A 20,236-nucleotide genomic window follows, 5' to 3' on the forward strand; every position below is an offset into this window, starting at 1 on the left:
CGCCCGTCCCGTCCCCGGCGGACGCAGTACGGCGCCCGGTACACCGGGCCGGCATACGGCCCCAAGACCCCCACGCGCACGCGTAGGACGGTCTCACCGGTTCCACGAACACCCCTTTGCGCAGGTCAGAGCAGTGCACCCCGTCTCACGGGTGACCGACGCTCCGGCGCGCTTCCCTTCCCTCCGTCCCTCTCCGGGAGTCTCTGTGTCTGCTGTCCGTGATGACGAGCGTTCTGCGATGTTCCGGCCGCTCACCGATCCGTCCGAGGTGACGTTCGCGGCGTACTCCGTGACCGCGTCGCCTGCCCGTGCCCTGGTCCCCGGTACGCCGAACCCGCGTCCGATGTCCGGCGCGCTGCTGCGGGCCCTGCTGATCAACGCCATCGAGTGCGGGGGCGCGCTCGCCCTGGACGACCTGAGCAAGACCGTGGGGTTCACCTACGCGTCCGGGACGTTCCACGAGATGGCTCAGGAGGCCCGCCCGCTCCCCACACCCCGTACGCCGACGTGCGGTGAGTGCGGCCAGTGGGAGAGCGAGCACGGCAACCCCAACGCGTCGTGCTGCGACAAGTTCGACGTTGAGCCGCGCCCGGACTCCCCGTCGAACCGGCTCTGCCTGCACTGCCGTCAGCCGTTCCTTCACCACGGCCGCCGGTACACCGTCGCCTGCCGCTCGTTCCACGCCCCCACGGTCTGACCCATCGTCTCCGCATCGTTCCGCGGCGCCGTGTCGCGGAGCGGTGCGGGGGCCGACGGTGCCCCCACCCCACCTACGACCGTTGGAGGTCACCCGTGTCCACGCAGGACAGCACGAAGACCAGCACAAACAAGCCCGCTCGTACGGACGGACAGAACCTGACGGCGGCTGTAGGCCTCGGCGGCGTCGTCATCGCCCTCGCGATCCTCGCGCACGGCCTGCTGGTCGTTGTCGCGCACATGCAGTAGCGCCCCGGGCCGGGGTGTGCGCTTTGCCGCCCCGGCCCCCGCTCCCGCCGTTCCCCGCACTCGGCCGTGCCGCCCATCCGTCGCGGCCGTGCGCAGCAGGACGCGCCGTAAGCGAGTCCCCCGGGCCACCATGCGCCCGCCCATTCCGCCTTCCTCTCTTGGAGTACCGCCGTGTCTGTTCTCCCCCCGACCGCGCTTCCCCTCGTTCCCTCCTCGTTCGCGACCGGTGACCGCCTCACGCTCGGTGCGTGCACCCTGGAACGGCTCCCGGTCGGCCTCTGGGTGTGCACCGAGTGCGGTCCCACGTACCTGTCGAAGACCGACGCCCAGATGCGTGAGCTGTTCGTGGCCCCCGAGTGCCTGGACGCTCTGGGCGTACCGATGTTCTCTCCGGCGAACGTCCGGCCGGGCATGCCGCTCCCCGGGCGCCCGGTCGTCGAGGGGGAGAGCCCGTACGAGGAGGGCCGCGCGTACCTGGTCTGCTCGACCGGCAACGAGCGGCCCGGGGACCTCGCGGGGATACCGGCGACCGAGCTCGGTCCGTGGGGTCCTGCTCAGCTCGCGCTCACCGCCAAGGCCAACCCGGTGGGGAGCGGCGACGACTTCGAGGTGTCCATCACGGAGACGGGGACGGTGTACCTCCGCGTGGGCCAGGCGGTGACGCTCGCCTACATCCCGGCGGAACTCCCGACCGAGTCCGAAATGGTCGCGATCCTCTCGTACTCCGCGCTGCTCATCGCCTTCTCGCCGCTCGTGACGGTCATCGACCTGTCGTGACCCGCCCGGCGGGGGCGTTCGCTTCCGTGCGCCCCCGCCGGCCCGCATCCCTTCCCCGTTCCGTACGCACCCCGGAGGACTCCGCCATGACTACCGCCGTTGCCGTCGACCACCGCACCCCGCTCCTGGCGCTCAGGGCCGCCGTACGCGCCGTGAGGGAGAACCCGGGGCCGTCGACCCTCGGCGCGCTCTCCCGGGCGATCCTGGCGCTCCCCACTGAGTCGTTCCACTGGCGCCTTGAGGACGGTCATCAGCGAGTGCTCAAGACGGTCGAGTTGGCCGAGGAGAGTCAGCTCTTCCCGCGTATCGACCACATGGGCGACGCGGTGACCGACTTGACGCGGATGATGCCGAGCTGGACGCCCGCGTACGCGACGGTCGCGATGGACGATGTTCTGCGTCTCCTGGCCACGTGCCGCGAACGCCGGTCCGACATGGAGGAGCACCCGCTCGACCCGTGGTCCCGCGCGGCCGAAGCGGGCACGCGCCTGCTCGCCATCATGCTGCGCCGTACCGACGCCCGGCCCGCTGACGCCCTGATGGTGCGCACGGCCGCAGAGTTCGCCGCACGCATGCGGACGGCCGTCGCCTCTGGTGCTGTGCTGGGCGCGTCCTATCTCGCCAGTGAGGCCGCGCGCGTCTACGGACTGTTCCCCATGGGCCCCCGGAGGCCGTTCGAGAACGGCGGCTCGCCCGGGTGGACGCGGCGCATCGGCGGCACCCCCTACCGCTTCGAGCTGCTGGGCATCGACTGGCGCCACCCGGACTACCCGCACGGCCGCGTGGAGGTCCGCGCTCCCGGCTCGCCGGAGGTCGTCCGGTCGTTCACGCTCACCGCCCGCACGAGCCGCAAGGCGGTCCACCGCTTCGTCAGCTCCCTGTGACCGCCCGGCGGGGCGTGCCGTCCGTGCGCCCCGCCGGCCCCTGTACTCCGTTCCCCCCTTCGTGAGCCCCTTGGAGGACTCGACCATGACCACCGCCGTCCGCACCGCCCTCTACCCCCTGATCACCGCCGGGCAGTCCGCCGTACGCGACACCGAGCGCCACGCCACCCCCGAGACGCTGCGCACCATCGACGGGGCTCTGTGCGCCCTCCCCGTCAACGAGATGGACGACCAGGCCGACCGCATCCTTCACGCCGCGATACGGGCTGTGTCGCTCGCCGGGGACGCCGAGGAGTGGGAAGCGCTCGCGGAGCTGGAGCGGGCTCTCTCTCAGATGCTGCACACCGGCGACCCCGTGACGGAGAACCCGGCGGTGAAGTCCATGCTGCTGCTCGTCTCCCAGTGCTCTGCGCGCTGCGGCCAGTACGACCACGGCGACGTCACCCGGGCCGCGTGGGAGCGGGCATTCCAAGCGGGCACCGAGGCGCTCGGCGCGCTGCTGTCCGTACTGCGGAAGGAGATGCGCGGACCGGAGATGGACAAGCGAGTAACGGCGTTTCTGACCGCAGTGCGGCGCGCGATCCCGTACGCGGCCCTGTACGAGACGCGGCGCGCCCTGGTGGAGGCGGCGCGCGCTTACGGGCTGTTCGTCATCGGGATGCGTCAGCCGATGCCGACGAACGGCCGGTGGGGGTGGGCGCGCCGTCTCGGCCGCGCGACGTTCCTGTTCGAGGTCGAACCGCCGCACATGGAAGGCGACCCGTACGGGGCCGTCGCGGTCCGGCGGATCGCCGAGGACGGTACGGCCGCCCCAGTGCGGTACATCCCGCTCGGCCCCGACGAGGAGCGCCGCCGCGCCGTCACCGAAGCCCAGTACCGCATCTGACCACCCGCCGGCCGGGGCGCTTCCTGCCTCCGCCCCGGCCACCTCACCTGGAGGGAACTCCCGTGCTCTACCTGCCCAAGAACGTTCACGTCTGGTTCGTGCCGCGCTCCGACCGCGCTCTTCACCGACTGCTCATCGACGCCGAACAGCTCGACGGCACCACCCTGGTGGACGTGCCGCGCGGTCGTGACGGTGCTGCGGAGCTTCCGCACATCAACGCCATCGAGCCCGTGCTCCTCGGCTCCAGCTCCGGCCAGTTGCGCCGCCCCAAGGAGTGGGCCACGAGCACCATCCGCTTCCGCATGGCGACCACGGGCGGCAACGGCGCTCACCCGGCGTACCGACTGCGCGAGACAACGCGCGTGTACGAGGTTCCGGCCGCCGAACTCGGCGACATGGCCGAGTTGCTGCGCCGCTCGGGCAATCAGCAGCAGGTCGTGACCGTGCCCGTCCCCCCGTGGGTCGCCTACGTCCGCTGAGCCCGCCGCCCCGGGGCGCTCGTTCCCCGGGGCCGACCCGGCGCTTCCTCCCCTCGGCCGCGCGCGTCGCGGCCGGGAGCAGGGCGCACCGTGCCCCGCTGTCCCCCCTGACCAGGAGAACAACCATGTCCGTTGCCACCCTGTCCGCGCCGCCCGCCCGGTCGGCTCTGTTCCCCCCGCCGGCCGTACCGCTGCACTTCACCGACGGCGACCGCTACGAGTGGCCCGCCACCGGGGAGGTGTGGGTCCGTACCGGTGGGGAGTGGAAGCCGAAGCCGGACGACGGGAGCGGCTACCTCACCGACGCCGAGGTGCGCCGGTCCTTGCACGCGGCCGTCGCGCACTGGGACGTGCGGCAGCGGTTCGTGCCCACCGTGCCCCGCGGCACCCTGCCGGGCAGGGTTCTGCTCGCGCTCCCGCCCGTCCGTGACGCCGCCCAGTACGTGCTCGACCACCAGGGCGCCGGGCTCGTGCCGCTGCGGGAGCTGGTGGCCCGGCACGACGAGGACAGCGCGTACGACATCCCCGCCGTCATCAGCGGTACGGCCATGACGGACGTGCTGACGTCGATCGTCGCCGAGCACTTCCGCCCGTCGGCGACCTACGACGAAGCCGCGGGAAGGGTGTACGTCCAGTACCTGCGACCGGCGGAGCAGCCGGGCACCGTGAAGTGCCTGCACGTGTTCGTGCTCGCCGCGCCCCTGGCGGAGGCGTAGCCATGTCGAACGTCAACGAGCGCGCGGACGCCGGCGACGTGCTGTTCCGGGAGTTCGGCGAGTACGTGAACGCCCTGATCGAGGCGGGCGAGCCGTGGAAAGAGGTCTGGCACGTCAAGGCGTGGCCGCCGTGCAGCCACCTGTGGTGGCTGCACGGCCGCTTCCTCCTCTCCCGTGAGATGGCCGGGCTCTTTGGCGTCCGGCTCACCGACGCAAAGGTGACGGAGGAGCAGGAGGTGCGCATGGCCCACCTGGAGATGATCCCGGGCGGCATGCCGAAGCTGTTCCCCTCCGATGGCTGACACCCCCGCCTACAGCCCCGGTGACCGCGCGCGGTGGGCGGCGCGCGTGGTCGCCGCCCGTCACGAACTTGCCCGCCGGCTGCACGGCACCGTGCAGCTCGGCACGATCGTCGAGACCCGGCGCGCCCGGGTGCTCGTGGCCTACGGCGCCCGGCCCAGCGTGCTGCGCCTGACCGTCTCCCGCTTCGACGGTGCTGTGGCGTCCGTGTCCGTGGAGATGCACGTCGACCTGGTCGACGTCTCCGCCCTGGCCGCCATCGTGCGCGCCGCGTGCCGGCCGCCGTGGCGGGCCCGTGCGGGCGCCCTGTTCTCCCGCCTCACCCAACTCTTCCAGCGAAAGCAGGCCTGACCATGACCGACACCGTTCCCCGTGCCGTTCTGCCCTCCGTCAGCTTGGCCGCCAGGGTGACGACGCTCCTCGCCCGCACCTTCCCCGAGTACGTCCCCGGGGTGGTGCACGAGGGGTTCCGCGTCGAATCGCTCGACACCCGCGAGCCGCGCCGCATGTTCGTCCGCTGGCATGGCGGCACGCCGACCCGTCCGGTGTGGACGCACGGGCCGGGCCTGGGCCGCGAGAAGTACAAGGCGCAGATCCTCGAAGTGCTCACGCGTGAGGGATACGCGGTGACGAGCGTCCCGGGCCGCATGGACGTGTACGTGAGCGACCGGCCGCACGACACCGCCGGCCCCCGGTTCGCGCCCGTCGCCAACGATGTCCCGTTCACCTCTCCGTGGCTGGTCATGGATCTGTGGACCCGCGCGCACATCGCCGTCGGGGACACCGAGGAAGAGGCCGCGGCCGAGGCGATGTACTGCGAGCGGCGTCACGTCCTCACCGATGCCCGCATGGTCACCGCGCCGGAGCTGTACGCCTTCCTGGAGCGTGCGGACGAGATCTTGGGCGACGGGTTGACGTGGCTGCGCCGGGAGGTTCACCAGGTGGTGAAGCACACCAAGCCCGTGCGGCACGAGCGCATCGACGCCCTGGTCGACGTCGCGAACGCGTTGCAGCGCGGCGAGGCGGTCACGCCGGAAGGCCGGTTGGTCGGGTACAAGACGCCGTATCCCACGGCCGGGGAGGACCGGCCTGACACGTATTCCGTGCACTGGGTTCCCAAGTCCGTTTCCCCGGCGGTCGGGTACTTCCCGGACGCGGAATGGCAGCGGGGGCCGGAGGTCGCCGTGGCGATCACGCTGCTGATCGAGGCGGGGCTCACGCCCGTGCGCTACGGCGAGTCCATCGGCGGAGGCTCGGTCATGTGCGAGGCGGACGGGTTCATGGTGAGCGCGGCCGACCCGTCGGACCTGCGGGTGCCGGGTATACACATCGACGGCATCGGGAGCCCGTCGGCGGATCAGACGGCGCGTGTGCCCGAGGTGTTGCGCGCGGCCGGGTGGCGCGTCGAGGGCGACCGGGGTTGGTCCGGTGCGTGGACAGCATTCCCGCCGGCCGAGTAGCACGGTGCGGGGTGGCCGGGAGGGTCCGGAGAGGGATTCCGGGCCCTCCCCCTACCTTCATCGTTTGGCATGGTGTACAGTTTTCCTTGTTGAGCGACACGAGCGAGCCGCACAACGAACGCTCCGATACGACCAGAAAGGGGACACCCATGTCCTCTCCCACCACCACCCTGCCGTTCACGGCCGCGGCCGTCATGGACGCCGCCCGTACGGTCCTCGGCTCTGGCTGGATGGCGTTCCCCGCCCACAACGGGCGCATCGAGGGAACCGTCCGCTCACACCACGGGCACGACGTCTCCGTACTCGGCGCCGAGCGCGGGTTCCTCTTCACGGTCGGGCTCCTGCCCGACGGCACGCGGTACGAGCGGGCGACCGCCCCCGTGGCGCAGACTGCCGCCGCGTACGGCAGTGCCCTCGCCGACCTGATCACCCGGGACCACGTCCCCGCGCACAACACCCGTAGCGCCTCGCGGCTGCACGTCGGCAAGTTGCGCGCCGCCTTGGCACACGAGTCAGCAACCCACTGGGAGTTCGGCGCGGCAACGACCACGTGGAAGGTGCCCGGCGGCGGCCGTGGGCGCCACCACACCCGTCCGCACCCCCGCGGCGCCGGTGACCCTCCTGGCGGCCCCGGAGCCGAATCGTGGCTGCGCCTGAACGGCCTCACCGCCGACCAGGCCGTGACGGCTCTCCGCGCGATCCAGACCGACAACCGGGACAGTCGGCAGAATCAGCCGGTCTACGGTGGCCTCGCTCAGCAAATGAAGGCAGCGGCCCCCGGCCTGCGGCCCATCGACACCTACAACTGGCCCAGCCTGGGCGGGAAGTGCACCACGTCCCTGTGCGTCGATGGCGTGGTCAAGGTGGAGCTCCATTACGGCGAACGGCCCGACGCTGTGAACGTCATCGTCACGGGCTCCGTCGACAACCAGCTCCGGGCCGCCCGCGCCCTCTGACCCCGGTACGGCCGCCGCTCTCCCCGGGCGCGGCGGCCGTACCCCCACCCCGGCATTGGCCGGGTGTACGGAAGTCCTCGTGGGCCGACATGAGCGAGTCGGCCCCCACGCTCCGCCCAACCAGAAGGGCACCACCATGACCAGCCCCGGTGTACTAGCCGCTCTGCCCACCAGGCTCCGCAGAGACGCGCAGCGGAAGGCCGAGAAGCGGCGCATCCGTGAAGCGCTCGATTTCGCCACCCTCGAACGCACGGCCACGCGCACCACCATGAACAAGCTGCGCACCAAGGCCGACGGCGTACGGCGTGAGGCAGCCGAGCGCGACGAGCTGAGCGCGCTCTACCCGCAGACCTCGGCCGAAGTCCAGAAGGACACCGAAGAGTTCCGCCGGCTCGCCGACACGATGGCCGCGGCGGGCGCCCACGGCGCCGCCGCCGAGGTCGCGTACGAGTCTGCCGGGCTGGAACGCGCGTGGTTCCGGCGGAAGGCCGCCAAGGAGGATGCCGGCGGCCGTGCCGTCGTCGCCGAGCTGGCCACCGGTGTGCGCGACGTTGTCGCCCCCGGGTACGCCGTAACCCACCTGTGGCGGCGCGAGCCGGGCAAGCCCATGGAGCTGATCGACACCCACATGGTCAGCAAGAGCCGCGCGCGGTCCCTGATCGCGGCATGGTTCAAGTCCGAGAACGGGTGGGTGCTGCGCGACACCGACGACCGGCTGTTCGTCGCCACGCCCACGACGGTGCTGGAGCTGGTCCCCACCGACATGGCGCCCCCGCACACCGAAGGCGACGTGCTGCGCGCCGCGCTGGAGTCCTACGGCTTCCCCGCGTACGACGACAGCGAGGGCGGGTTCACCTGGCTCGCGGTCCCGCTGGACCCGAGCACGGGGGAGGACGACGTCTACCGGGGGGCGCACCTGCGGATCTCCGCCGGGGAGCAGGCGGACCGCGTCGCCTCCCTGCATGACGAGGTCTGGGGCGCCTCGGTCTACGACGCCGATGGCGATTACGTGACCACGCTCGACGGCGCCCCGGCCGGCTCGTCGCTCGCCGAGGACTCCGCGTTCTGCGCCTCGCTCGTCGCCGCGTACGCCCGTCTCGTCTCCCCGAAGTAGCCCCGGAGCGCCGCACTGCCCGCCCGCGCTCCGGCACGGGCGGGGAGGTGCGGAACCCCGGTTCCCCCTGTCCAAGCACATCGAGAGGCCACCATGCCCAACACCACGCTCATCGCGCCGGATGACGCAGTCCTGTCTGCCCTCGCCGACGCCGGCGTTGCCGCCTACCTCGACCCGGAAGACCGCGTGATCTACGCCCACCCGACGAGCGTTCCGCAGTCGAAGGCCCTGGACGGCATGCACGTCATGATCGCCATTGAGGAGGCGTGGTTCCCCAGCTCGGATGCGCCGCCGATGCGGGCTTCCGCGTGGGTGCCGGACGGGTCGCCCGACTTCCACGAACTCGGCACCGTCTACGCCTCGATCGAGGCGCGTCCGCTCGCAGAGGAGGCCGCCCGGTGCGCGCAGGCCGTCGCCGACTGGCTCGCCGGACGCCTCGCCGGGTTCGTGCTGCTGGCGGCGCTCGCCGAGTACGGCATCACCCCAGGTGATGGGCTCGCGATCACGTACAGCAGCCACAGCGACAGCTATGAGGTCCTGCTGCCGTTGCCCGGCGACCAGTACGCCCGGCTGGTCGTTGCCGACCGCGACGGCTCGGTGCGACACGTGCCGGCCGCCCACACCGGCTGGAGCGTCTTCCTGCACGACGAGCACGGTGAACCGCTCGGGGACCCGGTGTACATCGCGGGGGACGGCGCGTTCGTGGATTGCGCCGAGGACTCCGCCGCCGCGGCGGCCGTCATTGCCGACTACCTCACCACGCCGGTCTCCCGACACTGCGACTGCTACGGCAACGAGCGCCCCGGCCGGCCGCACGACGTGGAGTGCAACCGCTACCGCCGCCCGGAGCGTGCGGCATGAGCGTCGAGTACGGCGTGTTCGAGGACGGCACGGCGATGGTCGATGGCCCGTTCTACGGCGATGCCGGGCGCCAGGAGGCGGAGGGCGTCGCCGAGGAGCTGTTCGGCGCAGACGACGGCGCCACCCCCTACACGGTCGCAGAGGTGTGTCCGGACCACGCCGAGGAGCCACGCGCGACGTGCGGCGAGTGCTTCGGCGACGAGCCGTGATCAGCCGCCTTGAGACGTGGTGGAGCGTCGGCGTGGACTCCTTCGCCAAGGACAACGGGCGCGACCCGGCCGACGTGCCGCGAGAGCTGTGCGCGTACGTCACGGCGTCCATCACGGACATCAAGGCCCTGGACGACGCCGAGGGGTGGGCGCACGGCTACGGCTCCGCCAACCTCCGCGTGACCGGCGGCCGGGTCCACATGACGCTCTCTTGGCGCCTGAACGTGGACCGCGCCGCATGGGCAGCCGTCCGCGGGCTCGACCCGCGCGCCGGCGTCCGTCACGACATCGCCGAGCACACGGCCTTCGAACTCATCCACCTGCCCTCGGTCTGCGAGACCGACGCCGTGATGTCCGCCCGGTACGCCACCGGCCGCGGCATCGTCCGCCGCACCTGGACCTGGCACGACCGGCACCCCGACTCCGATGACCCAACTCGCCCGGCCACGACGGGAACTGCCGCCGATCTCGCTTCCGGCGCCCGCCCGGCGACACCCACTCCCTCGCTGCCCGGCCCCAGAAGCCCCGGTCTCTACGAAAGGAATCCGTCATGACCCGTCCCACTCTGCCCGCGGGACTCGTCCACACTCCGGCCGCCCTGGCAGCTCACCTGTCCGCGCACAAGATGCCCGGCCAGCGCTCCGCAACCGCAATCACCCTCCTGCGCCGTAAGCGCGCCCGCCGAAACCAGCCCTCCCCGGAGCCGAAACCGCTCGCCGAACGCGCCCGCGCCCGGCGGCACGCGGCCGTGATACGGGAGATCCGCCGCCGCGGCGGCGAGACCTCCATCGAGGGTCGCTACGGCACCGTGCAACTCGACCTCGTTGACCGCAGCGGCGGCATGGTCCTCGCACACGCCGAGGGTTGGCGCGCGTACGGCAAGTCCCCGGCGCGGATGGCGCGTCTGAGCTACCTGTGGGGCCCGGACGACGCCGGATCTGGCCCGTGGGCGGTGCGCGTGCCGGGCACCGCGACCACCGTCGACGACGCACTGGAGTGGCTTACCCCGGCCGAGGTGACCCAGGCACTGGCCCGCGGTCGACGGGTGCGGCGCCAGGGCGACGTGTACGCGGTCGAGACAACCCGGGCCCACGACGGCACAGGCGCCGGGTGGCTGCCTCCGTCGCACGAGTGGCGCCCCGGCACCCGCTTCCTGGTCCACCGGCCCGACGACGGCCGCCGCCACCGACCGGTGCGGCTGCCATGGCCGGTGCGGTTCATCCAGCAGACCGCCTACGACATGGGCCGCACCGGCAGCCGCGCCAACGCCGACTGACCCAGTCCGCGAGAGCCGCGCCCCGCAGCCGGCGCGGCCCCGAGACCACCACCCCCTGCCCTTGTTCACCGCCCCGTCGGGCCCTTAGCCCATAGGAATGCCATGACACACTTCGGACCACCCATCGACCTCTCTGACCTGGCCAACTTCGAGCAGGCGGACTCACGTCCCCGCCGCCCCGTTTTCGTGGGCCGCGTCTCCACCAAGGACAACCAGAACCCCGCGTCCTCCATACCGCGGCAGGTGGTCCTCGCCTCCGAACGCCTGGAGCCGGGGGAGGAGTTCGTCGCGTACTTCTGGGACGTCGAGTCCGGGATGCTGCCCCCAGAACTACGGGGCCTCGGGCCCCAGGAGATGTACGACGCGCTCGCCGTTCCGACCCGTCGGGACGGCGGACTCCAGGACCTCGTGGACCGAGCCGAGCAACTGGAGGTCACCCACGTCCTGGCCGAGCGCTCCGACCGCGTGGCACGCGCCATGCTGACCAGCCTCACCGTGGAGCATGAGCTGGAGCGTGCTGGCGTGGAGGTGGTCTACGCCAATGAGCCGACCGGCGGCACCGAGTCCGGCCGGCTGCGCACCCGCCGGTACAGCCAGGTCGATGCGGAGGTCTACCGGGCGAACCTGATGGAGATGTCGATGGGCGGGCAGATCCAGCACGCCATCAACGGCTGGAACCACGGCTACCCGGCCTACCCCTACATAGCGGTGATCGACGAGAACGCCCCGGTGCGGGAGAAGGGGCGGTTCGGTGCGGAGCGACCAAGGAAGAAGCTGGCGCCGCACCCCGACTCGCGCCGGTTCGACGCAGCCCGGGAACTGTGCCGCCTGCGACGGGAGGAGCACCTGAGGGCCGCGGACATCATCGCGATCCTGGAATCGGAGCCCGCCCAGTACCCGATCTCGGGTCGGTGGACACACGGCCTGGTAGAGGGGCTGATCGCGAACCCCAAGTTGACCGGTCACCAGGTGTACAACCGGAAATCACCCCGCACCGGCCGGGCTGGCTTCTCCAAGCTGAACCCGGTCTCGAAGTGGGTGTGGTCGCCGGAGGTCGTGCACAAGGCTGTGGTCAGCGTGCAGGAGTGGAAGCAGGCCCAGGAGGTCACCGCAGGACTGCGTGCGGGGGCGGAGGGCGGCTCGCTGCTGCGTATCCGCGCCGCCGCCCGTCGGCTGGGTCTCACCGTCACCGCGGTCAGCAGCAACGACACGCACACGCTGTACCGGATCGGAGGCCGGCAGGTGGCCTTGCCCACCCCCATCCCGGACATGGTCGTGCAGCAGGTCATCGAGGACATGGGGAGCGCGTCGTGAGCGAGACCATTGAGTGCCGGGCAAGCAGACGCGGCCGGACCTGGGTGGTGCGCATCCCCGAGCACGGGGTGTACGGGTACGGGCGGACGCTGAAGGCGGTGGGTGAGAACGTCAAGCAGGGGCTCACACTCATCGGCGTGACCGCGGAGGTCACGATCATCCCGGTGACGCCGGAGCTGGAGAAGCTGCGGTCCGTCCAGGACGCCTACACTGCGGCCTTGAGCGAGGCGGTGGCTGCCCTGGCTCTGCGGCGGACAGCGTTGCGTGACATCGCCCTGGCGACAGGAGCGACGACCACACAAGTGAAGCTGCTCCGTGCCGAAAGCGCGAAGGATTCGACGCCTCCTGCGGATTCCCACTGAGGCTTCTCGCTATCGGCGTCCAGGGACCGCTGAACGACCCAACCTTGCCGGAACGGCGTCAGTGCCGTCCGGCAAGGTTGGGTGCCGGTATGAACCCTGTCACCAGCCACAATCGGGCGCTGCTCGGCCCTTCCGTGCGGGCTTCAGAGGACTCCGCCCTTCGTACGGAGCCGCCGGGTCTCCGCGAGGGCGATGCTGAGCGCGGAGCCGAGTTGGTCGGCCTCTTCGCCGGCGAGGTTGGCTTGCTTCTCGGCGCGGCGAAGCCGGTCCTCCAGGAGCGCGCCGCGCAGGGCCGACGAGGCGCCAGCGGGCATCCCGTTGCTGAAGGCGACGACCGTGCCGTAGAAGCCGTGCATCAGGTCGTCCGTGCTCTCTTGTCCGTCCGGGTCGCCCGGGACGGACACGGTCGTGCGGGCGAGGATTTCGGCGGCAGCGAGGAGGCGTCCGGCCGCGATGGCGGGGCACTCAATGGCGCCGCCCCCGTCGGGGTCGATACCGAGCGCCGTCAGCGCCTTCTCGATCATCCGGCCCGCGTTGGGCCGTTCCGCCTCGTCGGTCTCGTCGGAGGCGGCGGTGTCCTGTTGGGTCATGGGCGGCAGCGTAGCGGCCCCGGCCGGCCGCCACCGGGACACTGGATTGTGCGGGTGAATAGGCGAGTTACCCGCACACTTCGCTACAACGGCACCAAATTGCGGCTGGTGACAGGGTTCTTACCGGCACCCGAACCTGGTCCCACCGTCGATGAGAAGACGGCCGATAGCGTCAGTCAGCCTTACCCGGTTGAGCGCGAATCCGCCATTGTCAGTGGCATGCCGTACTTTGCGGCCATGCAGATACGATCCGTGCTGTCCGCTGCTCTCTCCGCGGTGGTGGCAGCCACGACCCTGACGGCCATGGCCAGTCCCGCCCAGGCCGCCAGCAACGCGCAGACCTGCTCTCGGCAGGTCACCATGCGGGGCTACTCCGACGCCCTCGACAAGACCACGTACGAGGGTGCGCTCGTCGGCGACCTCTCATCTCTCGCCACGGACCACCGCGGCCACCTCTTCGCTCTGTCGGACAGGTCGAAGATCTTCGCTATGGACGGCCAGCTCCAGCCGGCCGGCGTCAGGTCGCTGGCGGACGAGCACGGCAACGCCCTGGACTCCGAAGGCCTGGCCATCGAACGCAACGGTGACTTCTTGGTCACCAGCGAGCTGGAGCCGTCCGTCCGTCGCTTCGACCAGCGCGGTCGGCTCCTCGGCCGCCTGCCGATGCCCGACAACTTCCGGGTCGCCCCAGCCGGGCACGGCATCTTGAACCGAACCCTGGAGGGCCTGACGCTCGATCATGGCGGCAGGACGCTCGTCGCCGCGATGGAGGGCTGGCTGACCACCGACGGCATGAACACCCGCCGGTTCCAGACGTGGGAGCGGCATGGCCGCCACGACTTCCAGCTGGCTCGACAGTGGGCGTACACCGCGGAGCCCGGCTACGGAATCTCCGAGATCGCGGCCACGGGTGACGGCCGCTACTTGGTGCTGGAACGGTCCTTCGCGGTGAACGTCGGATGGACGGCGAAGTTGTATCTCGCCGACCCGCGGCGAGCGACGGACATCAACGACGTGCAAGCTCTGGCCAACGACCAGCCCGGGGTCCGGTTCGCGCAGCGCACGCTGCTGGCGGATCTGAGCGGCACCTGCCCGTCGCTCGGCGCTGTGTCGCACATCCCGAACCAGGCGAACCCGCTGATTGGCAACGTGGAAGGCATCGTCGTGGTCTGCCGGGAGCACGGCGGCTGGCTGAGGCTGCGGATGACGACAGACGATGGCGAGAGTGCCAGCGAGATCACGCGACTCTACGACGTGACGGTGCGCCTGCCGCACTGAGCGCCAGCGCGCTGAACGCAACGGAGCCCCGGACGTACTGTCCGGGGCTCCATGCTGTTCGGGTGTCAGGCCAGGAGGAACGCCGCGGCGGTCGCGGCGCCGAGAGAGGCTCCGGCCACGGTCTGGGCGATGGTGTGGTACGTCAGCGCGACACGGGACCAGCACACCGCCGCGGTGAGGATGTAGGCGAGCAGCCACCAGGGTGAGTGGACAACGGCGAGCAGCGCGGGGACGGCGGAGGCAACCGCCGAGTCCACCGAGATCTTCCAGACGGTGTTGATAGTCAGGAGCCCGATGGTCATGGCCCACAGGGCGAGCATCGCGATGAGGATGCCGGTCGGCGCATCTCCGAGAACCATGGCGAGCGAACCGAGGCCGATGGACGCCAGGATGACGACGAAGATGGGGGCACGCTTCGTGCGGTCCACCACGTGACGGTCGCCCCAGGTGCCCCGCTTGCGCTCCCACTCGATATAGGCCGCGGGGATGATGCCAGCGCACAGCGCGCCGAGCAGGCCCCAGGGGATGCCGGTCCAGTCGCCAGCGGCTGCGACGCCGATGCCCAGCATGCCGGCCAGCAGGACGTTGCGGGGCTGGAGTATGTCGGTGACGGTTCGAGCCACCGTGCTGTTGGTCATGAGATTGCTCCTGCGGTGGCGAGCAGCCGCTGCGCCTGGGTCGTGTCGGCCTTCCGATAGGCGTCGGCGACGTGCCGCAGCCAGGCGACTTCGCTGTCCTGGTCAGTGGCCTGCTGCTGCTCGTACGCAGCGACGGGGCCCGCCGTGACGCCTTGTTTCTTGGCGGCGAGCGCCGCCTTCATCCAGTACGCCTGTGCGACGGCGCCCTGGTTCGTCTTGTGGTGCTGACCGGCAGCCTCTTGCGCGGCGGTCATCAGGCCGTCGGGGACGTAGTGGCGCAACTTCTCGATGGCGTCGGCCAGGTCGTGCACCCACCGGTCGAGCTGGAGGCCGGCATCGAGGTCTCGGCGAGTCAGTTCCTCGCGCCGGGAGCGGGGGGTCTCCATAGGAGTGTTGGGGAACGCCGTCATCAGCTCGTGCCACATGGGGTAGAGGCGCGCGAGTGCGAGCCAGGCGCGGGCACGGCGTAGCCCCTTCTCCGTAGCGGGGACCGACACTCCAAGGGCGAAGAACACGAACAGCAGTTGCTGCATCGCCTCGGTGCCGGCGTCGATGTCGTAGGCGATGGCGTGGCTGGGCTGTACGGCGAGCCAGTACCACATGACGAGCATGCGGCCGAACGAGTAGGTGACACCGAGCACCATGGCGAACGCCATCATCCCGAGCCCCACTCGCAGGACCCGGCGCTCCTCGCGCCGCCAGGCGCCAGCCCACTGGTAGAGGCAGATTGCGGATGCGGAGCCCAGGTAGATGTAGAAGACGGTCATGTAGGCCGTGGCGCCCCACTGGCCGGCGTGGTCCGAGACGAAGCGGTCGCTCGGCTTGGAACGGTCGACGATGGCGAAGAACAGCACCGTCATCAATGCGAAGGCGGAGAGGGCCGTCTTCGCTGCCGCGTGCTGGATGAAGCGCGACACCTTCACGGCCCGCGCCATCTCGCCATCGGCCGGGTACTGCCCGTAGACAGCGACGATGTAGTACATGATCGCCAAGATGGCGGCGCCGGCGCTGTAGTGCTTGAGCAGGATCGAGGCGTCCGTGATCGAGCTGTTGTTAAGCCCGATGCGGACGATCTCCGTCTTGGTCCAAAGGGCGATGGCGAAGCCGAGGAAGCAGCCCCAGAGGGAGCGTCGACGGGCGTCAGACCCACCGAGCGCGCGCCATATGGCGACAGCGGTCATCAGTGTGGCTACGGCGTAGCCAGCTATGTCGAGCACGGTGGTCCTTGGTCTACGAACGGCGGAAGAGGTTGGCGAAGCGGCGGAGTTCCCGGCCGCCGGATGGGCGCGAGAGTGTGTCGCCGAGTCGGCCCAGCATGTCGTCGCTCGGAACGTCACGTGCCATCCGGGGGATCAGGGACGCGGCCAATTCCGCGATCTTCTCCTCGTCGGTCCTGTAGTTGGCGCGGGCCTGCACCGTGGCGCCGCCCTCCAGGACGCGTTGGATCAGGTCGGTCTGGAACACGGGCACCAGTTCAGCCAAGGCCTCGGCGTCGAGCTTGGTGCCATGCCTCAGCCAGACGTGAGTCAGCTCATGGAGCTGTATGTGTTCGGTCTGGTACTCCGTCGGGCGCTCGCGATGCAGGATGACGTCGAAGTCGTCCGTGCCGATCCGCAGGCCGCACGCCGTCTTCAGCGAGACCAGGTACTCGGGGATCGGGTGAAAGATGATCGACGTTCCGCGCGCCTCCTCCATGTTCAGCCGAAGTTGCTCAATGGAGAACGGGTACGGGATGGGAAGGTCTTCCAGGCCCTCTTCGCATCGACGCTTCAGCTCGCGCAGGGACATCCTGACCTCACCTTGTGCCTCCCGCGCGTGCGCGGTATCCGAAGGGCGGCCGAGTGTAACGAGCGTTAGCGAACACGGGGCGCTCTACTGGGCTGATCTGCGGCTTGCTCCGCCCGGCGTCGCTTCTCCTTGTCGACAAGGCTGAGCGCGAGCTGCAAGAGGTCCGCGGGAACACCGGCGTCGCCGATACCTCGCCCGGCCAGGCCCGTGATGGTGCCGGAGCGCTTCTCTGCGAGGAACTGCAATCCGGCGACGACGTCAGCCTCGACCTCGGACTCGTCCTTGAAGTAACGCCAGTCCACACCAAAGCCGAGCCCGAGAGCACGCAGAGTGTCCTCGCTGACGTCGGTGACCTCACCGCGCAGGATGTTCGAGAAGTGGCTGTGCGAGAGCGAGCCGCCCGCGTCCTTGACGCGTTTCGCGAAGGTGCGTCCCGAGACTTCCTGGCCCGGGAAGGTCTCCGCGAGCATGCACCTGACCTTCTCTTGCAGCGTCTTCGGCTCAGGCGCCGGAGCCCTGTCCTCGCCGCTCATCCCGGCCCCCACGTCCATGATTCTGCTGACTCTCCAGATCGGGCGAATGCCTGCGTTTCCCCCATGCCCTCGGCGTTCGAGGGTCGAGTCAGTTTATCGGCATTTCGCAACCTGGTGATCAGGTAAGGAGGTTGGCAAAAGTGGCATTCCTCCCACTCACGAGTACCGGCTTGCGCATGCACGGATCGTGACTGTTAACTCGGTTGAACAGCGCACGGGCCCGATCGGGCGACTCGGGGCCAATCCACCCCAGCCACACTCAGCGCCACGAGGGGACGGAACATCAGTGAACACGCCACCGGAGCCCTGGACTTCGCCCAGCGCCGTTCAAGACGCACACACGGTGTCGATGATGCTCCCTGCCAACTGTCCCGCTCCCCTTTCCCAAAAGCCGACCCTGCCCACGGGGCTGTCCATCACCCGCCGCAGCCGCTTCGCGGTGAAGGCCAACGGGTCAGCCTCGATTCAGGCCAGGACCGTCGCACGCAGCGTCCTCGCCCTCATGCTCGGCACTGGCGACTCGGCAGAACGAACCACCCGCCGGATCGAGAACTGCCTCACCGAGCTGGTCGCCATCGCTTACACCCGCACCCGCGGTCACGACATGCTGTGTGAGGTCTGGCTGGACAGCGAGCACGTGTTCATTTCCGTGGAGCACGACGAGGCCCTGCCGGTGCACGCAGACCAGACCACCGTCGGCCTCAACGTCGTGAAGACCATCGCAGACGACTACGGCACGCACATCAACGGCACGATTCACCAGACCTGGGCTGCCATCCGCCGAGTCTGATCCCGGGTGTTCCCCGGGGGAACAGCTCACTGCTACGCCGCCACAGCCCACTCGGGAACCGGCACCGGCCGGTCAGGATCAGAGACATCCCAGCCCTGCCAGGCAGGGTCGATGATCTCGCCCGTCTCTTCGTTGACCACACCCTTCGGCACCAGAGGCCCCCTGTCCGGGAAGCGCCGAACTGCCTTCACACTCCTCATCAGCAGCCGCCATGCCCGGTAGAGCAGTCGCTCCCGGCGGTGGCGGACCCGACGCCGGTGCCCCGCCCCGCGCGTCCCACGTTGACCCGCCGCGGCGTTCAGCACCTCCTCGTCAGCCTCCACTCCGATCTCCCCTGCGAGCACCGGAGCAAGGTAGAACAGGCCCTCCAGCTCGAAGACCAAGCCGTCAGCGAGCAGGAGTTTCAGACGCCGGCCCACGGTCGTGCGGTGGACGCCGGAGGCCTCCGTCAGTTGCTTCGCGGTCTGACCCTCAGCTTCGTCCAGGAGGGTCAGCAGGCGAGCTCCGGTGGTGCCGTGGCCGAAGCGGTGGAAGGCGTCGTGCCCGATGAGCCGGCTGAGGCTCTTGGTGTCGGTGTGCACGGCCGGTACAGGGCTCCTGCCCCCCCTAGCGTCTGCGGATGGTGGGTGTACCGGTCCTGCACGTTCAGGCTTCGCCCAGTCAGGGAGGCACAGACGCCAGCGTGAAGCCTTGTCCGTACCGCTACCGGAGGACTCCAGCCGGAGCCATCCCTCCTCCTCGATCCGGCGGTTGCTGTCGGCGGCGGTCCCCGCTGCGCATCCCATCTCCTCGGCCAGCCGCCGCACCGAGATGCTGTGGTCGAGCCCGCCGGACTCTTCGCACAGCCGCAGTCGCACGGTCAGGTTCTTGAGGTCCGTGTCCTTCCCCCCACGGCAGGGCCATGCTGTCCGGTTCACGGCCTGGCGCACCTCGTCGATGGCTTCCCACGCGCTGTGGCGGCAGGAGATCGCGGGCCGGTTGGCGACGAACTCCCGGGCCTTGAGCAGCATCCCGGTGAGCTTGCCCTCGGCGTACTCGGGTCCCTTGCGGGCGCGCAGCAGCCGCGCCCATTCGCCGCCGGCCGTCGGGGTGTAGATCAGGGCCCGGTGGAAGTCCGCGGGGCTCCAGGCCCGGCCGGGCTGGGATGCGGCGACCGCCAGAGCCATGGTGATCCGGTATCCGGCCTCGGAGTCGTTGTGCCCGGCGTAGCGGCCTTCGACGTCGCCCTCCAGGAGCAGCCGTTTCATCTGCTCGGAGAGGCCCTTTGTCAGGGCCGGGTCAACTTTGGCGACAGTCCGCCGCTGATGCGGCCGAGATGTCGCAGAGATGTTCGCGCGATCGATTTGTCGGCGCGTCGGCCGGATGGACTGGCCGCGCGCATGGACATGGGGCATCATGACTCCGTGCTCTTGGGGTCTCCTGAGGGCACAAAAAGGCCCTCGGTAACGCGGGTTTGGGATGAACCGGGTAAAACCGCACTCACGTGCGGGGAGCCAACGGGCCTACGCCAAGGCCCGAGTAACGAAGCGGCCGGTAGCTCGACGCCACATCGAGTTCACGGCCTGGAGGAGTTCGGACGACCCGCTGCCAACGGGACCGACGTCGCACCTCCGTGCAAGGACAAGGACTAGGTCACAACGACCTCCACAGGGGGAGAGACGGACAGAGCGGATGCCACGGTCGCCGAATGCGTAGGGCAGACCTCCGTCGAGGGGGACAGGAAAAGACCAGACTGAAGACCAAAGAACGCACGTAGGCCCACCGGATGCCGGCGCACGACGCGCCACCCGGTGGGCCTAGCTGTGTTGCGCGATCCCGCCCGAGGGCAGGTACATTGGTCCTCATCGAGACCGATCCTCGTATTAGGTCTCCCAGATAGCCCCGTCAGATGCTCGCTGCAAGGTTTCCAGGCCTTATTTGCAGGGAGCGGCGGGGCTTTTCCGGTTCTTGTGGTCTTGTGGTGATACCGCCGTCAGGAGGGTCTCCAAGGGAGACACGCATGATCGCGACGATATTCGTGTGCACAGACTAGACCTTCCAGTCCCCCTCTCGGGTGCATCTTGACTGGCGCGCCGGGCCG

26 protein-coding genes are annotated in these 20,236 nt (G+C 69.9%); 20 read left to right on the forward strand and 6 right to left on the reverse strand.

Annotated elements, in window-relative coordinates:
* Window positions 1–205: 205 nt before the first annotated feature.
* The 18 genes from ACIGWZ_RS37115 (at window position 206) to ACIGWZ_RS37200 (ending at window position 12,539) form a co-directional block, all read left to right on the forward strand.
* Window positions 206–697: a hypothetical protein gene (locus tag ACIGWZ_RS37115; RefSeq protein ID WP_400072071.1), complete on the forward strand. Its 492-nt coding sequence runs from the start codon at window positions 206–208 to the stop codon at window positions 695–697.
* A 95-nt stretch (window positions 698–792) separates the two neighbouring features.
* Window positions 793–945, forward strand: coding sequence for a hypothetical protein (locus tag ACIGWZ_RS37120; RefSeq protein ID WP_400072073.1), 153 nt, complete (start codon window positions 793–795; stop codon window positions 943–945).
* 171 nt (window positions 946–1,116) lie between these two features.
* Entirely contained in the window at window positions 1,117–1,722 is a 606-nt protein-coding gene (locus tag ACIGWZ_RS37125) for a hypothetical protein (RefSeq protein WP_400072075.1), read from the forward strand.
* A gap of 86 nt (window positions 1,723–1,808) precedes the next feature.
* Window positions 1,809–2,606 (forward strand): hypothetical protein, encoded by a 798-nt coding sequence (locus ACIGWZ_RS37130; RefSeq protein WP_400072076.1) that lies wholly within the window; start codon window positions 1,809–1,811, stop codon window positions 2,604–2,606.
* Between the two features lie 85 nt (window positions 2,607–2,691).
* On the forward strand, window positions 2,692–3,492 hold the full coding sequence (locus tag ACIGWZ_RS37135) for a hypothetical protein (RefSeq protein WP_400072078.1): 801 nt from the start codon (window positions 2,692–2,694) through the stop codon (window positions 3,490–3,492).
* A 62-nt stretch (window positions 3,493–3,554) separates the two neighbouring features.
* Window positions 3,555–3,971: a hypothetical protein gene (locus ACIGWZ_RS37140; RefSeq protein ID WP_400072079.1), complete on the forward strand. Its 417-nt coding sequence runs from the start codon at window positions 3,555–3,557 to the stop codon at window positions 3,969–3,971.
* A 125-nt stretch (window positions 3,972–4,096) separates the two neighbouring features.
* Window positions 4,097–4,687 carry a hypothetical protein gene (locus ACIGWZ_RS37145; protein ID WP_400072081.1) on the forward strand — a complete coding sequence of 197 codons (591 nt, stop codon included), beginning with the start codon at window positions 4,097–4,099 and terminating at the stop codon, window positions 4,685–4,687.
* A 2-nt stretch (window positions 4,688–4,689) separates the two neighbouring features.
* Window positions 4,690–4,989 carry a hypothetical protein gene (locus ACIGWZ_RS37150; protein WP_400072083.1) on the forward strand — a complete coding sequence of 100 codons (300 nt, stop codon included), beginning with the start codon at window positions 4,690–4,692 and terminating at the stop codon, window positions 4,987–4,989.
* Window positions 4,982–5,338, forward strand: coding sequence for a hypothetical protein (locus ACIGWZ_RS37155; RefSeq protein WP_400072085.1), 357 nt, complete (start codon window positions 4,982–4,984; stop codon window positions 5,336–5,338). The genes ACIGWZ_RS37150 and ACIGWZ_RS37155 overlap by 8 nt, the downstream gene beginning before the upstream one ends.
* A 2-nt stretch (window positions 5,339–5,340) precedes the next feature.
* Window positions 5,341–6,447: a hypothetical protein gene (locus tag ACIGWZ_RS37160; protein ID WP_400072087.1), complete on the forward strand. Its 1,107-nt coding sequence runs from the start codon at window positions 5,341–5,343 to the stop codon at window positions 6,445–6,447.
* Window positions 6,448–6,596: 149 nt separating this feature from the next.
* Window positions 6,597–7,403, forward strand: a complete 807-nt coding sequence (locus ACIGWZ_RS37165) for a hypothetical protein (protein WP_400072089.1) — start codon at window positions 6,597–6,599, stop codon at window positions 7,401–7,403.
* A 136-nt stretch (window positions 7,404–7,539) separates the two neighbouring features.
* Entirely contained in the window at window positions 7,540–8,517 is a 978-nt protein-coding gene (locus ACIGWZ_RS37170; protein WP_400072091.1) for a hypothetical protein, read from the forward strand.
* A gap of 93 nt (window positions 8,518–8,610) precedes the next feature.
* Window positions 8,611–9,378, forward strand: a complete 768-nt coding sequence (locus ACIGWZ_RS37175; protein WP_400072093.1) for a hypothetical protein — start codon at window positions 8,611–8,613, stop codon at window positions 9,376–9,378.
* Window positions 9,375–9,587 (forward strand): hypothetical protein, encoded by a 213-nt coding sequence (locus ACIGWZ_RS37180; RefSeq protein WP_400072095.1) that lies wholly within the window; start codon window positions 9,375–9,377, stop codon window positions 9,585–9,587. The genes ACIGWZ_RS37175 and ACIGWZ_RS37180 overlap by 4 nt, the downstream gene beginning before the upstream one ends.
* On the forward strand, window positions 9,584–10,141 hold the full coding sequence (locus tag ACIGWZ_RS37185; RefSeq protein WP_400072097.1) for a hypothetical protein: 558 nt from the start codon (window positions 9,584–9,586) through the stop codon (window positions 10,139–10,141). The genes ACIGWZ_RS37180 and ACIGWZ_RS37185 overlap by 4 nt, the downstream gene beginning before the upstream one ends.
* On the forward strand, window positions 10,138–10,863 hold the full coding sequence (locus ACIGWZ_RS37190) for a hypothetical protein (protein ID WP_400072098.1): 726 nt from the start codon (window positions 10,138–10,140) through the stop codon (window positions 10,861–10,863). The genes ACIGWZ_RS37185 and ACIGWZ_RS37190 overlap by 4 nt, the downstream gene beginning before the upstream one ends.
* Before the next feature lie 102 nt (window positions 10,864–10,965).
* Complete coding sequence (locus ACIGWZ_RS37195; protein ID WP_400072100.1) at window positions 10,966–12,177, forward strand: recombinase family protein; 1,212 nt, start codon at window positions 10,966–10,968, stop codon at window positions 12,175–12,177.
* Window positions 12,174–12,539 carry a hypothetical protein gene (locus ACIGWZ_RS37200; RefSeq protein WP_400072102.1) on the forward strand — a complete coding sequence of 122 codons (366 nt, stop codon included), beginning with the start codon at window positions 12,174–12,176 and terminating at the stop codon, window positions 12,537–12,539. The genes ACIGWZ_RS37195 and ACIGWZ_RS37200 overlap by 4 nt, the downstream gene beginning before the upstream one ends.
* A gap of 143 nt (window positions 12,540–12,682) precedes the next feature.
* On the opposite strand, the gene ACIGWZ_RS37205 is transcribed toward ACIGWZ_RS37200, so the two are convergent.
* On the reverse strand, window positions 12,683–13,129 hold the full coding sequence (locus tag ACIGWZ_RS37205; RefSeq protein WP_400072104.1) for a hypothetical protein: 447 nt from the start codon (window positions 13,127–13,129) through the stop codon (window positions 12,683–12,685).
* Window positions 13,130–13,366: 237 nt separating this feature from the next.
* Between ACIGWZ_RS37205 and ACIGWZ_RS37210 the strand changes: the two genes are divergently transcribed.
* On the forward strand, window positions 13,367–14,407 hold the full coding sequence (locus tag ACIGWZ_RS37210; RefSeq protein ID WP_400072106.1) for an esterase-like activity of phytase family protein: 1,041 nt from the start codon (window positions 13,367–13,369) through the stop codon (window positions 14,405–14,407).
* A gap of 65 nt (window positions 14,408–14,472) precedes the next feature.
* Here the strand turns inward: ACIGWZ_RS37210 and ACIGWZ_RS37215 are convergent, their stop codons facing one another.
* The 4 genes from ACIGWZ_RS37215 to ACIGWZ_RS37230 all read right to left on the reverse strand — a co-directional run bounded on the left by ACIGWZ_RS37215 (window position 14,473) and on the right by ACIGWZ_RS37230 (window position 17,303).
* Entirely contained in the window at window positions 14,473–15,045 is a 573-nt protein-coding gene (locus tag ACIGWZ_RS37215; RefSeq protein WP_400072107.1) for a hypothetical protein, read from the reverse strand.
* On the reverse strand, window positions 15,042–16,226 hold the full coding sequence (locus ACIGWZ_RS37220) for an MAB_1171c family putative transporter (protein WP_400072217.1): 1,185 nt from the start codon (window positions 16,224–16,226) through the stop codon (window positions 15,042–15,044). Before ACIGWZ_RS37220 ends, ACIGWZ_RS37215 begins: the two co-directional genes overlap by 4 nt.
* A gap of 49 nt (window positions 16,227–16,275) precedes the next feature.
* Window positions 16,276–16,833: a toxin gene (locus ACIGWZ_RS37225; protein ID WP_400072109.1), complete on the reverse strand. Its 558-nt coding sequence runs from the start codon at window positions 16,831–16,833 to the stop codon at window positions 16,276–16,278.
* 65 nt (window positions 16,834–16,898) lie between these two features.
* Window positions 16,899–17,303: a hypothetical protein gene (locus ACIGWZ_RS37230; RefSeq protein WP_400072111.1), complete on the reverse strand. Its 405-nt coding sequence runs from the start codon at window positions 17,301–17,303 to the stop codon at window positions 16,899–16,901.
* 406 nt (window positions 17,304–17,709) lie between these two features.
* Between ACIGWZ_RS37230 and ACIGWZ_RS37235 the strand changes: the two genes are divergently transcribed.
* The gene (locus ACIGWZ_RS37235; protein ID WP_400072113.1) at window positions 17,710–18,156 is read left to right on the forward strand and encodes a hypothetical protein; all 447 of its coding nucleotides are present in this window, start codon (window positions 17,710–17,712) and stop codon (window positions 18,154–18,156) included.
* 32 nt (window positions 18,157–18,188) lie between these two features.
* Here the strand turns inward: ACIGWZ_RS37235 and ACIGWZ_RS37240 are convergent, their stop codons facing one another.
* The gene (locus tag ACIGWZ_RS37240) at window positions 18,189–19,553 is read right to left on the reverse strand and encodes a hypothetical protein (protein WP_400072114.1); all 1,365 of its coding nucleotides are present in this window, start codon (window positions 19,551–19,553) and stop codon (window positions 18,189–18,191) included.
* Window positions 19,554–20,236: the final 683 nt, after the last annotated feature.

It is taken from the genome of Streptomyces sp. NPDC053427, assembly GCF_044544985.1.
Classification (GTDB): domain Bacteria; phylum Actinomycetota; class Actinomycetes; order Streptomycetales; family Streptomycetaceae; genus Streptomyces.

Coding starts and splice junctions, on each gene's coding strand:
- ACIGWZ_RS37130 (WP_400072076.1), top strand. CDS start 1,809: ATGACTACCGCCGTTGCCGTCGACCACCGCACCCCGCTCCTGGCGCTC.
- ACIGWZ_RS37135 (WP_400072078.1), top strand. CDS start 2,692: ATGACCACCGCCGTCCGCACCGCCCTCTACCCCCTGATCACCGCCGGG.
- ACIGWZ_RS37145 (WP_400072081.1), top strand. CDS start 4,097: ATGTCCGTTGCCACCCTGTCCGCGCCGCCCGCCCGGTCGGCTCTGTTC.
- ACIGWZ_RS37150 (WP_400072083.1), top strand. CDS start 4,690: ATGTCGAACGTCAACGAGCGCGCGGACGCCGGCGACGTGCTGTTCCGG.
- ACIGWZ_RS37155 (WP_400072085.1), top strand. CDS start 4,982: ATGGCTGACACCCCCGCCTACAGCCCCGGTGACCGCGCGCGGTGGGCG.
- ACIGWZ_RS37160 (WP_400072087.1), top strand. CDS start 5,341: ATGACCGACACCGTTCCCCGTGCCGTTCTGCCCTCCGTCAGCTTGGCC.
- ACIGWZ_RS37165 (WP_400072089.1), top strand. CDS start 6,597: ATGTCCTCTCCCACCACCACCCTGCCGTTCACGGCCGCGGCCGTCATG.
- ACIGWZ_RS37170 (WP_400072091.1), top strand. CDS start 7,540: ATGACCAGCCCCGGTGTACTAGCCGCTCTGCCCACCAGGCTCCGCAGA.
- ACIGWZ_RS37175 (WP_400072093.1), top strand. CDS start 8,611: ATGCCCAACACCACGCTCATCGCGCCGGATGACGCAGTCCTGTCTGCC.
- ACIGWZ_RS37180 (WP_400072095.1), top strand. CDS start 9,375: ATGAGCGTCGAGTACGGCGTGTTCGAGGACGGCACGGCGATGGTCGAT.
- ACIGWZ_RS37190 (WP_400072098.1), top strand. CDS start 10,138: ATGACCCGTCCCACTCTGCCCGCGGGACTCGTCCACACTCCGGCCGCC.
- ACIGWZ_RS37195 (WP_400072100.1), top strand. CDS start 10,966: ATGACACACTTCGGACCACCCATCGACCTCTCTGACCTGGCCAACTTC.
- ACIGWZ_RS37205 (WP_400072104.1), bottom strand. CDS start 13,129: ATGACCCAACAGGACACCGCCGCCTCCGACGAGACCGACGAGGCGGAA.
- ACIGWZ_RS37210 (WP_400072106.1), top strand. CDS start 13,367: ATGCAGATACGATCCGTGCTGTCCGCTGCTCTCTCCGCGGTGGTGGCA.
- ACIGWZ_RS37215 (WP_400072107.1), bottom strand. CDS start 15,045: ATGACCAACAGCACGGTGGCTCGAACCGTCACCGACATACTCCAGCCC.
- ACIGWZ_RS37220 (WP_400072217.1), bottom strand. CDS start 16,226: ATGACCGCTGTCGCCATATGGCGCGCGCTCGGTGGGTCTGACGCCCGT.
- ACIGWZ_RS37225 (WP_400072109.1), bottom strand. CDS start 16,833: ATGTCCCTGCGCGAGCTGAAGCGTCGATGCGAAGAGGGCCTGGAAGAC.
- ACIGWZ_RS37230 (WP_400072111.1), bottom strand. CDS start 17,303: ATGCTCGCGGAGACCTTCCCGGGCCAGGAAGTCTCGGGACGCACCTTC.
- ACIGWZ_RS37240 (WP_400072114.1), bottom strand. CDS start 19,553: ATGATGCCCCATGTCCATGCGCGCGGCCAGTCCATCCGGCCGACGCGC.